Annotated in this window: 13 protein-coding genes and 1 pseudogene; 7 read left to right on the top strand and 7 right to left on the bottom strand. The window is 71.1% G+C overall.

Going from position 1 to position 11,311, the window contains the following annotated elements; translation table 11 throughout:
* Together HO151_RS02795 and HO151_RS02790 are read left to right on the top strand one after the other, a co-directional pair.
* Positions 1-748 (top strand): lytic polysaccharide monooxygenase (locus HO151_RS02795; RefSeq protein ID WP_173894536.1); only part of this gene is annotated, 748 nt, incomplete at its 5' end.
* A 97-nt stretch (positions 749-845) separates the two neighbouring features.
* Complete coding sequence (locus tag HO151_RS02790; RefSeq protein ID WP_173894535.1) at positions 846-1,772, top strand: squalene/phytoene synthase family protein; 927 nt, start codon at positions 846-848, stop codon at positions 1,770-1,772.
* 838 nt (positions 1,773-2,610) lie between these two features.
* On the opposite strand, the gene HO151_RS02785 is transcribed toward HO151_RS02790, so the two are convergent.
* A complete protein-coding gene (locus tag HO151_RS02785) occupies positions 2,611-3,012 on the bottom strand; it encodes a helix-turn-helix domain-containing protein (protein WP_173894534.1) in 402 nt (133 codons plus the stop codon).
* Between the two features lie 42 nt (positions 3,013-3,054).
* Between HO151_RS02785 and HO151_RS02780 the strand changes: the two genes are divergently transcribed.
* Positions 3,055-3,906, top strand: coding sequence for an enoyl-CoA hydratase/isomerase family protein (locus tag HO151_RS02780; RefSeq protein ID WP_173894533.1), 852 nt, complete (start codon positions 3,055-3,057; stop codon positions 3,904-3,906).
* Between the two features lie 69 nt (positions 3,907-3,975).
* On the opposite strand, the gene HO151_RS02775 is transcribed toward HO151_RS02780, so the two are convergent.
* Positions 3,976-4,833, bottom strand: coding sequence for an SDR family NAD(P)-dependent oxidoreductase (locus HO151_RS02775; protein WP_173894532.1), 858 nt, complete (start codon positions 4,831-4,833; stop codon positions 3,976-3,978).
* Between the two features lie 171 nt (positions 4,834-5,004).
* Here HO151_RS02775 and HO151_RS02770 point away from each other — a divergent pair, with 171 nt between their 5' ends.
* Entirely contained in the window at positions 5,005-5,859 is an 855-nt protein-coding gene (locus HO151_RS02770; protein ID WP_173894531.1) for a helix-turn-helix transcriptional regulator, read from the top strand.
* A gap of 59 nt (positions 5,860-5,918) precedes the next feature.
* On the top strand, positions 5,919-6,176 hold the full coding sequence (locus HO151_RS02765; protein ID WP_173894530.1) for a hypothetical protein: 258 nt from the start codon (positions 5,919-5,921) through the stop codon (positions 6,174-6,176).
* Positions 6,177-6,249: 73 nt separating this feature from the next.
* Here the strand turns inward: HO151_RS02765 and HO151_RS02760 are convergent, their stop codons facing one another.
* From HO151_RS02760 to HO151_RS02755, 3 genes and pseudogenes are all read right to left on the bottom strand, one after another.
* Positions 6,250-7,149 carry a GNAT family N-acetyltransferase gene (locus tag HO151_RS02760; RefSeq protein WP_173894529.1) on the bottom strand — a complete coding sequence of 300 codons (900 nt, stop codon included), beginning with the start codon at positions 7,147-7,149 and terminating at the stop codon, positions 6,250-6,252.
* A 181-nt stretch (positions 7,150-7,330) separates the two neighbouring features.
* Positions 7,331-7,544, bottom strand: a pseudogene (locus HO151_RS07250) (IS701 family transposase); the annotation flags it as partial.
* Positions 7,545-7,775: 231 nt separating this feature from the next.
* Complete coding sequence (locus HO151_RS02755) at positions 7,776-8,504, bottom strand: TetR/AcrR family transcriptional regulator (protein WP_173894528.1); 729 nt, start codon at positions 8,502-8,504, stop codon at positions 7,776-7,778.
* Positions 8,505-8,743: 239 nt separating this feature from the next.
* Here HO151_RS02755 and HO151_RS02750 point away from each other — a divergent pair, with 239 nt between their 5' ends.
* The gene (locus HO151_RS02750) at positions 8,744-9,331 is read left to right on the top strand and encodes a flavodoxin family protein (protein WP_173894527.1); all 588 of its coding nucleotides are present in this window, start codon (positions 8,744-8,746) and stop codon (positions 9,329-9,331) included.
* Between the two features lie 268 nt (positions 9,332-9,599).
* On the opposite strand, the gene HO151_RS02745 is transcribed toward HO151_RS02750, so the two are convergent.
* On the bottom strand, positions 9,600-10,565 hold the full coding sequence (locus HO151_RS02745; protein WP_173894526.1) for a pirin family protein: 966 nt from the start codon (positions 10,563-10,565) through the stop codon (positions 9,600-9,602).
* 127 nt (positions 10,566-10,692) lie between these two features.
* Between HO151_RS02745 and HO151_RS02740 the strand changes: the two genes are divergently transcribed.
* Positions 10,693-11,040: a tetratricopeptide repeat protein gene (locus HO151_RS02740; protein ID WP_173894525.1), complete on the top strand. Its 348-nt coding sequence runs from the start codon at positions 10,693-10,695 to the stop codon at positions 11,038-11,040.
* Positions 11,041-11,118: 78 nt separating this feature from the next.
* On the opposite strand, the gene HO151_RS02735 is transcribed toward HO151_RS02740, so the two are convergent.
* Positions 11,119-11,311 (bottom strand): CBS domain-containing protein (locus tag HO151_RS02735; protein WP_173894524.1); only part of this gene is annotated, 193 nt, incomplete at its 5' end.

The raw sequence follows: 11,311 nt of genomic DNA, 5'->3' as shown, positions 1-11,311 counted from the left end.
CCGGGCCGCCGCGGCCTCGGGCGTCGCCGCCTTCGACAACCTGCGGCTGGCGGGTGTGAACGGCCGGGACCGGCAGGTCGTCCCCGACGGCAGGCTGTGCAGCGGGGGCCTCGCCGCCTACCGCGGCCTCGACCTGCCCCGCACCGACTGGCCCTCGACCCGGCTGGCCCCCGGGGCCGGCCTGACGCTCACGTACCGGTCGACGATCCCGCACACCGGCACGTTCAGGCTGTTCCTCACGAAGGACGGCTACGACCCGGCGAAGCCGCTCACCTGGTCCGACCTGCCGTCCGAGCCCTTCGCGACGGCCACCGACCCGGAACTGGTGGACGGCGCCTACCGGATCCGGGCCGAACTGCCGTCCGACCGCACCGGACGCCACCTGATCTACACGGTCTGGCAGAACACGAGCACACCGGACACCTACTACTCGTGCTCCGACGTGGTCTTCCCCGCCGCGGGGAAGAAGAGTGCCGGAGCCACCGGTTCCACGGCACCGGCGCCCACGGCGAAGCCGACGAAGTCCGCCGCCGCGGGGACCACCACCCCGGCCGCGCCGGAGTCACCGGCCGGGGCCGCGAGCACGCCCGCCCGGCCGACGCAGACACTGTCCGGCACACCCGGCGAGGCGGCCTCCCCCGTCTCCGGCGGGGGCGACCGGGCCCCGGCCCTGCCGCTCGTCGCGGGCGGCGCGGCGGGGCTGCTGATCACCGCGGGCGCCGCGTTCACCCTGCGCAGGAGGCGCTGACCTCCCCGGACCTGCCGTCCGCCGAAGATCACATGGCTGATAACGTGCGTCGCTCCGGCACGGGCGGTGCGCGGCGGCGGTGGCAGGGGAGAAACACGTGCGGACCTGGCGGAAGTGCCTGGAGACGGCCGGGGTGAGCCGGGGCGTGCTGCGCGACGACTACATGAAGGCCGCGCGGTTCATGCGGCGGCGGGAGCCGGCCGGCTATCTGGCGGTGCGCCTGATGGTGCCCGCGCCCCACCAGCCCCACGCGCTGGCCGGGTACGCGTTCGCGTCGTTCACCGACGACGTCTGCGACCGCGGCACGGTCCGGGAGCGCACCCGGCGCTACGACGCGTGGGACGCGCGGGTGCGGGCGGCCCTGGACTCGGGAAGCGCCGGGCACCCGCTGCTGCGGGCCTTCCTGCACACCGCGGCCGACCGTGAGCTGCCGCGCCACTGGGTCGACGCGTACCTGGACGGCGCGCGGATCGACCTCGACTTCCCCGGCTTCGCCACCGAGGCGGACTACCAGCGGTACGTGGAGCGGCTGACCTGGCCGTTCCTGATGATCACCTCGGGTCTGGCCCACCAGGGCGGCGGCAGCGCCGAGTTCGCGGCGGGCTGCCGGCTGTTCGCCGACGCGGCCCAGCGGACGGACATCCTGACCGACCTCGCGGAGGACCTGCGCGGCGGACGCCTGTACCTGCCCATGAGCGACCTGGAGCAGTACGGCGTCACGCGCGAGGACCTCGAACGGGGCCGCGACCTGCCCGGCGTACGGGCCCTGATCGCGGCCACCGCGCGGACCGCGGACGCCACGCTCCGGGAGGCCCGCGTCCTGCTGGACCACTGCCCCGCGGAGCACCGGCGGCTGATGCGCTTCGTGCTGGACCTGCACCACCAGCGCCTGGAATCGGTGAAGGTCCGGGGCGCCGCGGTCACCCGCCGCCCGGTACGCGACCGCCCGCTGGCCTGCCTGCGCCTGCTGACCCGCCGCACGGCCGTCCCCCGGACCGCTCCCCCCGCCTCCGCGGACCGCTAGACACCGCCGCTCCCGGAGCACGCGTCCGCGGCACCGGACGGAGGACGGGGTGCGGGGCGCGGGGTGCGGGAGATCGGCTGGGACCACCGTCTCCGCCCGATCCTCCGGAGCCGCACCGCTCGGCCCGTGCCGGATCACGAGGTGTTCGCCACCTGCCGGCACGCCGGAGCCGAGGGCATGCCTTTGAGATACCAGGCGCGCTCGTCCGCCGTGAGATCGCGGCCCACAGACCGGCAGATCCTGTCGATCGCCTCCTCCTCACGCGCGGGAAGGCCGATGTCCCACAGCCGCGCGGTGCGATCGGTGCTCGTGGTGGCACAAGCAGCCCGAAGGGCCTGTTATTACCATCGCGGCGGCATCTGGCCCTGTACATGTGTGCGAGGAAAACACCGGCCCTCCACACGCCACCGCCCGGCAGGACGGCCAGAAGGTCAGGTGTGTGCTCGCCAGGGCCGGCAACGTGCTTGAAGGACAATCGGAACGGCTGCGGCAGTGCCTCCACCACGGTGCCGCCGGCCCTCACGCTCGGCCGCGGTTGGCAGCCTGGCGCTTCGCGGTGCGGCCCCGCGGGCTCCACGTCTTCGGGAAGAGACGACCTGTGCCCTCCGCAGCACCCCTCATCCGACTCGATGACGGCCACCACTTCCCTCAGCTCGGCCCGGATGTCCGGCAGGCCGACGACGAGGAGGCGGCCACCGGGCTACGCGAGGCGCTCCTCGCCGGCTGTCGCCACGTTGACGACCCTCAGCGTCTGCAAGACCGGGACAGGGGTCGGTGCCGGGCTGCGCGAGAGCGACGTCCTACTCGTGGCTCGCAGGCTGCTGACGCGAGTCGCCGGCTAAAGGGTGTCCGCGCCTTCGTCGAACGCAGCCCTGTGTCGTTCGACCTCGGGGAGGTGGTCGGCGGTCCAGGTGCGCAGGATCGAGAAGGGCTCCTCGAGCGTGCGACCCAGCGGCGTGATCCGGTACTCCACGGCAACGGGGCGTTGCGTCAGTACCCGGCGCTCGACGAGGCCGTTGCGTTCCAACCGTCGCAGTGCCTGCGTCAGGGATTTCTGGGTGACCCCGTCGAGCTCCCTCTTGAGCTCGTTGAAGCGTCGCGGCTGCCGGCACAACGCGGCCAGCAGCAGGTGACCCCACTTGTCCAGCAGCTGATCCAGGAGCTCGCGCTGCGGGCCGACGATGATCCCGTGACCGGCCGGATCTTCGCGGATACCAGGTTTCGTTGAAGTACCTGTCATGCGCCAGGTATACCAGAGATACCGTCAACCCGAAGGAATCCCATGACCGAGCAGTCCCTGCCCAGCCTCCATGTCAAGCGCCAGGACGGGGTGCTCTGGGTCTCGATCGATGTTCCACCCGTCAACCTGATGACGGCGCAGCTCATGCTCGACCTGGACGCGGTCGCCGCCTCGGCCGAGAATGATCCCGATCTGCACGTCATCGTGGTCCAGAGCGCCAATCCGGAGTTCTTCCTGGCGCACGGCGACCTGTCATTCGTGGAGGACCCCGCGACCTACGCCGCCCTCCCGGTCGCGCAGGAGACGCTTGTCGGGACGGGCCCGATGATGCGGCTTCACGAACGCTGGCGGCGTCTGCCCCAGACCACCGTCGCCAAGGTCGCGGGACTCGCCCGTGGCGGCGGAGCCGAGCTGCTCTCCAGCCTGGATCTGCGATTCGCGGCCCTCGAAACCGCGGCGTTCGGCCAGTTCGAGACACTGACCGGCATCGTCCCCGGAGCCGGTGCAACGGCCCACCTGCCCCGCCTCGTGGGTCGCGCTCGCGCTCTCGAGATCGTGCTGACAGGTGGGCTCGTCGACGCGGCGACCGCCGAGCGGTGGGGATGGGTGAACCGAGCTCTGCCCGCCGCGGAACTGGACGAATATGTCGAGTGGGTCGCACGGACCATCGCGACCCTGCCCGACGGTGTCCGCGCCGCGGCCACCGAAGCGATCGACGCGGCCGACGGCACGCTCGAGGACGCACTGCGCGCGGAGGACCGCTTGCTCGGCGAAACGTTCACCCCCGTCTCTGGAGAGCTTGCCCGGGCGGCACTCGCAGCCGGGGCTCACACGCGCGAGGTGGAGTTGAACCTCGAAGAGGTGCTGCGTGCGAACCTCCTCCGACATTCGTGACGAGTCGCTGTTCGGTTCACCCGCGGCTGGACGCTCAACCGAACGGAAAGCCGGCGGTCCCCCGCAGGGTCAGGCGCCGGTTCCGGTGAGAGCGGCGGTGGCCTGCCACAGGCGCTTGGCGAGGGCCGGGTCCTGGCCGGCCCGGCTGGGCTTGCGGATCAGCGGGTAGCCCGTGAAGCTGAACAGACCGTCCGGGCCGACGTACGCGTTGCCGGGGACGTCCTGCGTGGCCGCGTACAGCAGCGGCAGCGCTCCCTGCTCGACGTCCTGGACCAGGAACGGCAGCCGGTTGACGATGTTGAGCTTCGAGTGCGTGACCAGTCCGGTCCGCGCGACGCCGGGGTGCGCGACGACCGAGCGGACGGGGCTGCCTGCCGCGGTCAGGCGGCGCTGCAGTTCCAGCGAGAACAGAATGACGGCAAGCTTCGAGGACTCGTAGGCGGCCAGCGGGTTGTACTTGCGGGTGCGCCAGTCGAGGTCGTCGAGGTTCAGCCTCGCGAACCGGTGCAGCTGGCTGGAGACCATCACCACGCGGTCGGTCAGCTTGGGCAGCAGCAGGTCGGTGAGCACGAACGGGCCGAAGTAGTTCGTCGCGGTCTGCACGTCCAGGCCTTGCGCGGTACGTGCCGCCGGGATGTCCATCACTCCGGCATTGTTGATCAGGACATCGATCCCGCCGGGGCAGGACTGCGCGAACGCTCGCACCGAGTCCAGGTCGGCGACATCGAGTTGGCGGACATCGAAGGTGCCGCGCATACCGGCCACCGCCCGGCGTGCCTTGTCGACGTCGCGCACGGCCAGCACCACGTGGGCGCCGGCCCGCGCGAGTTCGCGGGTGGTCACCAGTCCGATCCCTCTGCTTGCACCGGTGATCATGACCGTCCTGCCGATCATGTCCGGCAGCTGGTCAGCAGTCCATGTGGCCATGAGGAACATCCTCCAGATGTTGCGTGCTCGATCTCTGCTGTCACCCAGTGGAAGCCTTCCGTGCCGGCGGATGAAGGACCTGCTCAGCCACTGAACGGCAGGGCGTGGCTAACCACCGCCGACCTGTCCGACGATGAGGTCGGGGCAGACGACATGTGAGGTGGGATCCCGATGGTGGACACGACACTGGACCGTGACGGCCTGGCCGCCTTCCTGCGAGGCCGCCGGGAGTCGATGCAACCCGAGGATGTCGGGTTGCGCCGGGGCGCTCGCCGCCGCACGAGCGGGCTGCGCCGCGAGGAGGTCGCCGAGCTGTGCGACATGTCGTCCGACTATCTGGCCCGTCTGGAACGCGGCAGCGGATCCCAGCCGTCCCAGCAGATGGCCGCAGCCATCGCCCGGGGGCTGCGCCTGACCCCGGACGAACGTGACCACCTGTTCCTGCTGTGCGGGCACCGCCTGCAACCACGGCATCTGCGCGACACGCACATCAGTCCCGGGCTGCTGCGCGTCATGGACCGGCTCCAGGACACCCCGGCCCAGATCATGAGTCCGGTCGGGGAGACGCTGCAGCAGACGCCGCCCGCCGTGGCCCTGCTCGGCGACGAGACGCATCACACCGGTCCGGCACGCAGCGCCCTCTACCGGTGGTTCACCGATCCCACCGCCCGCGCTCGCTACCTGCCCGACGACCACCACCTGCACAGCCGCATCTACGTCACCGTCCTGCGCGCTGTCGCCACTGCGCAGGGCCCCGGGTCGCCGGCCGCCGCGCTCGTGGCCGACCTGCGGCACAACAAGGAATTCACCGAGCTGTGGAACCGCCAGGAGATAGGACTGCGGTGGAGCAGCGCCAAACGCTTCGTCCATCCCGAAGTGGGGCGGATCGACCTTTACTGTCAGACGCTGCTGGACCCCGATCAGGGGCAGTCACTGCTCATCTTCACGGCCACGCCCGGCACCGAGAGTTACGACAAGCTCGCCCTGCTGAAGGTGCTCGGCTCCGACACGTTCGCCGGTTCCTGAGCTCGGCTCCGCCGGCGATCGTGGAGCGTCGAGGTCGGAGTGATGGGAGCGACAGCCTGATGGCGACGTACGGCGCGCTCGACGACCTCCTCGGCAACGACGGCTGCGGGACCGGCACGGGCGCCGCCACCGCCACCCGGACCGAAGCGGTTCCCGACGGACCGCCGCCGGCCGACAGCATCGAGGCGGTCCTCCGGCTTGCGCAGGGGCTGCCGAGCCTGGACGACGTCCGGACCGCCGACGACAACGACGACTCCGAGCTGACGCAGACGGAGCAGCAGCAGAAGGAACACGGTGGACGTGGAAGATCGCGTTGACGATCTCTCGCAGGCCGTGCACCCGGACCGCTGCGCCGGGGCCCGTGCCCGCGGCAGCCCCTCGGATCGACCGCTAGGCCGTTTGGCCCGCCGGGTGGAAGTTGATGCGCTCGCTGACGACGGGGAAGCCGGCCTTGGTGAAGTTCGCGGCCATGGGGAAGTTGCCCCGGTCCGTCGCTCCGCTGACGAACTCCGCGCCCTGTCCGACGAGGAAGTGGGTGCACTCCGCGAGGAGGTCGTAGGCGTAGCCGTGACCGCGCTGTTCCGGGACGACTCCGATGAAGCCGATGGTCGGCCCGGAGGGGTTGTGAGCCGGGATGTGGATGCCGGCCAGGTCGCCCTCCGGCGTGTGCGCGATCTGCCACCACTCCCGCGGGGAGGGGCACCAGTGGAAGAAGTCGAGTTCCTCCTGGGCGGCCTGATCGAGGCCGCCCTCCTTGATGGTCTTGAGCGCGTGGGCGTCCAGGGTGACGGAGTGGATGCGGCGCAACGCGTCGAAGAACACGGTGTCGTCGGGTTCGGCGCTGAAGCGCAGGCGTCCGGGCCGCTCGGGCAGACCTCGCTCCGGGGTCCAGCGGTACAGGAAGCGTTCCACCAGGAGTTCGTACCCGGCGGCTCGTGCGGCGGCGAAGCGTGCCTCGGCCGCGGGGCGCAGGTCGGGCTTGTCCCGCCAGCCGCCAGGCAGGTTGATCTCGAGTTCGACCTGCCAGGGGGCAGAGCGCAGGAGTTGGGCCCCCGCCTCCTCCTCGCCCTCGGCCACATCGAACCAGTTGATGTTGACGGGCTCCGAGTCGTCGGGGCCGCCCCACCACGCGCCGCGTGCGACGACCTCGCCGTCGCGCAGGGCGACGCGCTTCCAGTCGGGGCGGAACCGGGTACGCCGATGGCCTTCACGGGTGCCCAGTGGGTCGGGGAGAGCGTCGAAGAGATGGGCGTCGCTCGCGGAGAGCGCGCGGATGACCGGATCGGTCATGGATTCCTCCGGGATACAGGCTGCTGGGAGCGCTCCCGGTCAGAAGTTGCGAACCACGCCGGGACAGCGGGAAAGGGAGCGCTGGAAAGACGTGAACCGCACGGCACTCGCCTCCTTCCGTCCATCTCGGGGCGTAGGGCCACACGGTACGTGAACTTCCGCGGCTCCGTCCACGGTTTCGTCATCTGTCCAGCGGGGTCGCCGGTGGGTCGAAGACGGCTACGAGCAGGTGGCGGATCTCCGGGACGGTCAGGAAGGCCAGGGCGAGCACGGCGGGCGTGATGTGCCGGTGCCAGGAGGTCCGGTGCCTCACCTGGTAGTGATCCCAGACCGACCTGGCCCTTGGCGGCCTGGAAGCACTCCCCGACGCTCCAGCGGACACCGGCGACGCGGACCGGCATCTCCGGTGCCCCAGGTTCCCGTCTGCGGTTCCGGCATCGGTCCTCCCGCCAGACCTGCGCCGACCACACAGTCCACAAGGCATGAAACCTGGTCAGGGACCTGTCTGCTCGGTCGGCTGAAGATGGGGTTCGCGTTGTTGCTGAAGTTCTCCGGCCGCCGGTCGCGTCCTGGGCCGCACCGGCGGCCGGAAGCCCGAGCCCGGCCCCGGTCCGCACGTGCCCGGTTCAGCCCGCCAACTGTTGCAGCCATTCGCGCAGCAGAGCTGTCTCCGTACCTCTCAGGGACACCCCGGCGCCCGCGGCAGGGGGTCCGGTGCTGAGTGCGGTTTCCAGTGCCGCGTCGAGGGCGAGTGCGCGCGAGGCCAGGTCCGACCCGGACGAGGCGGGTGAGTCCGTGGTGATGGAGGCGATGACGGTGTCCCGCAGCCGTGCCGAAGTGGTCAGGTCCCGCTGTGAGGGCGCTTCGCCGATCAGTGCCAGCGTGGCACCCGTCGTTGCCGCGTGAATGACGCGGGTCGCCTGTGCCACCGGAACCCGAAGGCGCCCGGCCTCGGCCGCGCGGCGCAGCAGTGTCACCAGCAGGGCGTGCGCCTCGTCCGCGGCGGGGGGCCGCCGGCCGGGCTGCACCGTGCCGTACATGAGCACGTAGAACGCCGGGTGCCGCAGTCCGAAGTCGACGTGCAGGTCCCAGCCGCGGTAGAGGTCGGCCATCGGGTCGTCGGGGGTCAGCGCCAGTGCCTCAAGTTTCTCGGCCAGGTACATCTCGAACCCGTAGGCGGCCAGTTCGGCCAGCAGCCCGTTCTTGTCGTCGAACATCCGGTAGAGCGCGGGGGCCGTGATGCCCGCGGCTGCGGCGACCGCGCGCGTGGAGACCGCTTCGCTGCCGCCCTCCTCCAGGAGCTCGGCCGCCACCTGCAGTACCTGGCGCCGCGCGGCGCGCCGTCCCTCGTTCATGGAACAAGGATATCCGATTTCACATATCACCGATAGATCAGTGATACGGTTTCAACCGGAACGGCGATACATGCCTGCTGGTGGGCAGCGCCGGTCCGCGGGGCTGGGCGTGCACCACACCCCGACCGAGGCCACCGGCCCTCATTCGTGGAGCAGTGCGGCCGACCGTCGCAGCAGGCAGCTCGTCGTCCGCCGACGCCACCGAACACGCCGTCATCGCGGCAGAAGAGGAACACCCCATGTCCGACATCTCGATCGTCATCGCGTCGCATTCCGGCTACGGCCACACCGCGCAGATCGCCACGGCCGTCGCGGACGGCGCACGCTCCGTCGCCGGGACCCGGGTCCACCGCGTGGACGTCGCCTCCCTCAGCGACGCCGACTGGGAACTGATGGACGCCTCGGACGCCATCGTCTTCGGCACTCCCACCTATATGGGCACCGCGTCCGGGGCATTCCACGCCTTCGCCGAGGCCACCAGCAAGCGGTGGATGACCCGCGCCTGGAGCGACAAGCTCGCGGCGGGATTCACCAACTCCGGCTCCATGAGCGGCGACAAACTGCACACCCTGCAGTACCTGGCACTCCTGGCGGCCCAGCACGGAATGCTCTGGGTGAGCCTGAATCTCCTGCCGGGCTGGAACACCACCACCTCCAGCCCCCAGGACGACAACCGCCTCGGCTTCTACCTCGGCGCCGGCGCACAAAGCTTCAATGACACACCCGAGGTCCACGACGCAGACCTGAACACCGCCCGCCACCTCGGCCGGCGCGTCGCCGAACACACCCGCATCCACCGCGACGGACTGACCGCCGCGGCGCGCTGACACAACCGTCCACGAACCGCGGAAGCCATCCTGAAGACGTCCGAGGCACTCAGCGAAAACCTGCCTGATTACGCGTCAGTGGAGTCGGCGTCGGGTCGGCGTCGGGTTTGCCGGACCTGCCCGCGGACGACCAGACCCTCGACGTGCCGCGCGCTCCCGAAGTCCTCGCGCCGAGCATGGTCGTTCACCGGAGAGCATCCGCATGCGCCTCGCCCAAGGCCGTCCCGGACCGTGGCCCTGCCGCCAGCAACCGCAGCATCCAACCTGGTCAGCGCGCCCGCCCCCGCGGTTTCAGCGGCACGGGCGGCAGGTCCGGCGCGGGGAGCGGATCGCCGTCGTAGCCCTTCACCTCGCCGAAGCGCGAGCTGTTCATCCAGTCCGTCCGGGCCTGCTCGATGTCCGCCTGGGAGCGTCCGATGAAGTTCCACCACATCACCAGCTCCTCCTCGAACGGCTCGCCGCCGAGCAGCATGAGGCCGGAGTCGGACTCGGCCCGCAGCGGCAGTTCGGTGCGGCCGCAGCCCAGGTAGAGCATGGATCCCGGCAGCAGCGGCACCCCGTCCACGTGCGCCTCGCCGGACATGGACAGCACGGCGTACTCGAAGTCCCGCTCCAGCGGCAGGCGTACGTCGGCCCCCCTCTCCAGCGCCAGGTCGGCGCCGACGATCGGCGTGTACGTCGTACCGGGCGAGACCGCCCCGTCGACGCCGCCCAGGACGATCGTGGCCCGCAGTCCGGGGGCCGTCACGACGGGCAGCCCGCTGTGGTGCTCGAAACGCGGTTCGGTGTGGCGGTCGCTGTCGGGCAGGGCGACCCACAGCTGCGCGCCGTGCAGGAAGCGGGCGTGCGACCTGGGGCTCTCCTCGGAGTGGCTGATGGCCCGGCCGGAGGTCATCAGGCCCAGCTCGCGGGGGCGGATCGTCTGCAGGCTGCCCGTGGAGTCGCGGTGCAGCACCTCGCCCTCGTGCAGCCAGCTGACGGTCTGCAGACCGATGTGCGGGTGCGGGGGCACCTGCATGCCGGGTTCCTCGGCGATGTCGTCGGGGCCGTAGTGGTCCACGAAGCACCATGCGCCCACCATGCGCCGGCCCAGGTTGGGCAGCAGCCGCCGGACCTCGCTGGACTCGCCGAGCTTGACGCGGCGGGGGGTGAGGAGTTCACGCACCGGCTCCGCCACCACGAAGCCGCGGCCACCGCACGGCGAGGGGACGGCCTCGCGATCGAGATTGCTCATGCCGACCAACCTAGTCCCGCGGGAGAGGGTCCGTCATACCCTCCCCCGCCCTCTCCCGGCGGCCCGCCGCCTGGTTGTGGAATATTCAACAAAGCCGGGGGGTTCTGCCCGTCGAAGGAGGTCAGACGTGGACACGACGTACTACGACCACGGGACGGCCGCGGAGCGCTGGGAGCGCGCCCGGATGTTCTTCGACGCCAAGGACTACGCCGCTTCGGCGCGCGTCCTCGACAGCCTGGTGGAGGAGGTGCCGCAGGAGACGGGCCCCCGCCTGCTGCTGGCCCGCGCCTACTACCACTCGGCCCAGCTGGGCCGGGCGGAGGCACAGTTGCGCGTCCTGGTCGAGCGCGACCCGGTGGAGCACTACGCCCGCCTCATGCTCGGCCGTACCCTCCAGCGCCAGGGCCGCGCCGAGGAGGCCGAGCCGCACCTGCGTCTGGCCTCGGCGCTGGCAGGGGACTTCGCCTCGCTGTGAGGCGTGTTCCACCGCGGGACACATGAGGGCCGGGCCCCCGCCGTGCACGGCGGGGGCCCGGCCCCTTCCTACGACCTCCTACGGCGTCCTCCGCGGCTCCATCAGCCGGGCCAGCAGGTCGTCCAGGCTGACCAGGCCGGTCAGTCCGCCGTCCGCGCCGCGGACCACGGCGAGCGAGGCCCGGTGCTGTCTGAGCTGCTCGACGGCGTGCGCGAGCGTGTCGCCGGGGGCGAGCTCCGGCACCGGCCGGGCCAGGTCCCGTGCGCTCACG

Source organism: Streptomyces sp. 8P21H-1, from assembly GCF_013302945.1.
The sequence above is the reverse complement of the archived record's forward strand: the minus strand, read 5'-3'. Positions and strand labels throughout refer to the sequence as shown.

Bases quoted from the DNA above. Each gene is read 5' to 3' on its own strand.
- HO151_RS02745 (WP_173894526.1), bottom strand. From the start codon at position 10,565: ATGAGCAATCTCGATCGCGAGGCCGTCCCCTCGCCGTGCGGTGGCCGC.
- HO151_RS02765 (WP_173894530.1), top strand. From the start codon at position 5,919: ATGGCGACGTACGGCGCGCTCGACGACCTCCTCGGCAACGACGGCTGC.
- HO151_RS02750 (WP_173894527.1), top strand. From the start codon at position 8,744: ATGTCCGACATCTCGATCGTCATCGCGTCGCATTCCGGCTACGGCCAC.
- HO151_RS02785 (WP_173894534.1), bottom strand. From the start codon at position 3,012: ATGACAGGTACTTCAACGAAACCTGGTATCCGCGAAGATCCGGCCGGT.
- HO151_RS02760 (WP_173894529.1), bottom strand. From the start codon at position 7,149: ATGACCGATCCGGTCATCCGCGCGCTCTCCGCGAGCGACGCCCATCTC.
- HO151_RS02780 (WP_173894533.1), top strand. From the start codon at position 3,055: ATGACCGAGCAGTCCCTGCCCAGCCTCCATGTCAAGCGCCAGGACGGG.
- HO151_RS02775 (WP_173894532.1), bottom strand. From the start codon at position 4,833: ATGGCCACATGGACTGCTGACCAGCTGCCGGACATGATCGGCAGGACG.
- HO151_RS02755 (WP_173894528.1), bottom strand. From the start codon at position 8,504: ATGAACGAGGGACGGCGCGCCGCGCGGCGCCAGGTACTGCAGGTGGCG.
- HO151_RS02770 (WP_173894531.1), top strand. From the start codon at position 5,005: ATGGTGGACACGACACTGGACCGTGACGGCCTGGCCGCCTTCCTGCGA.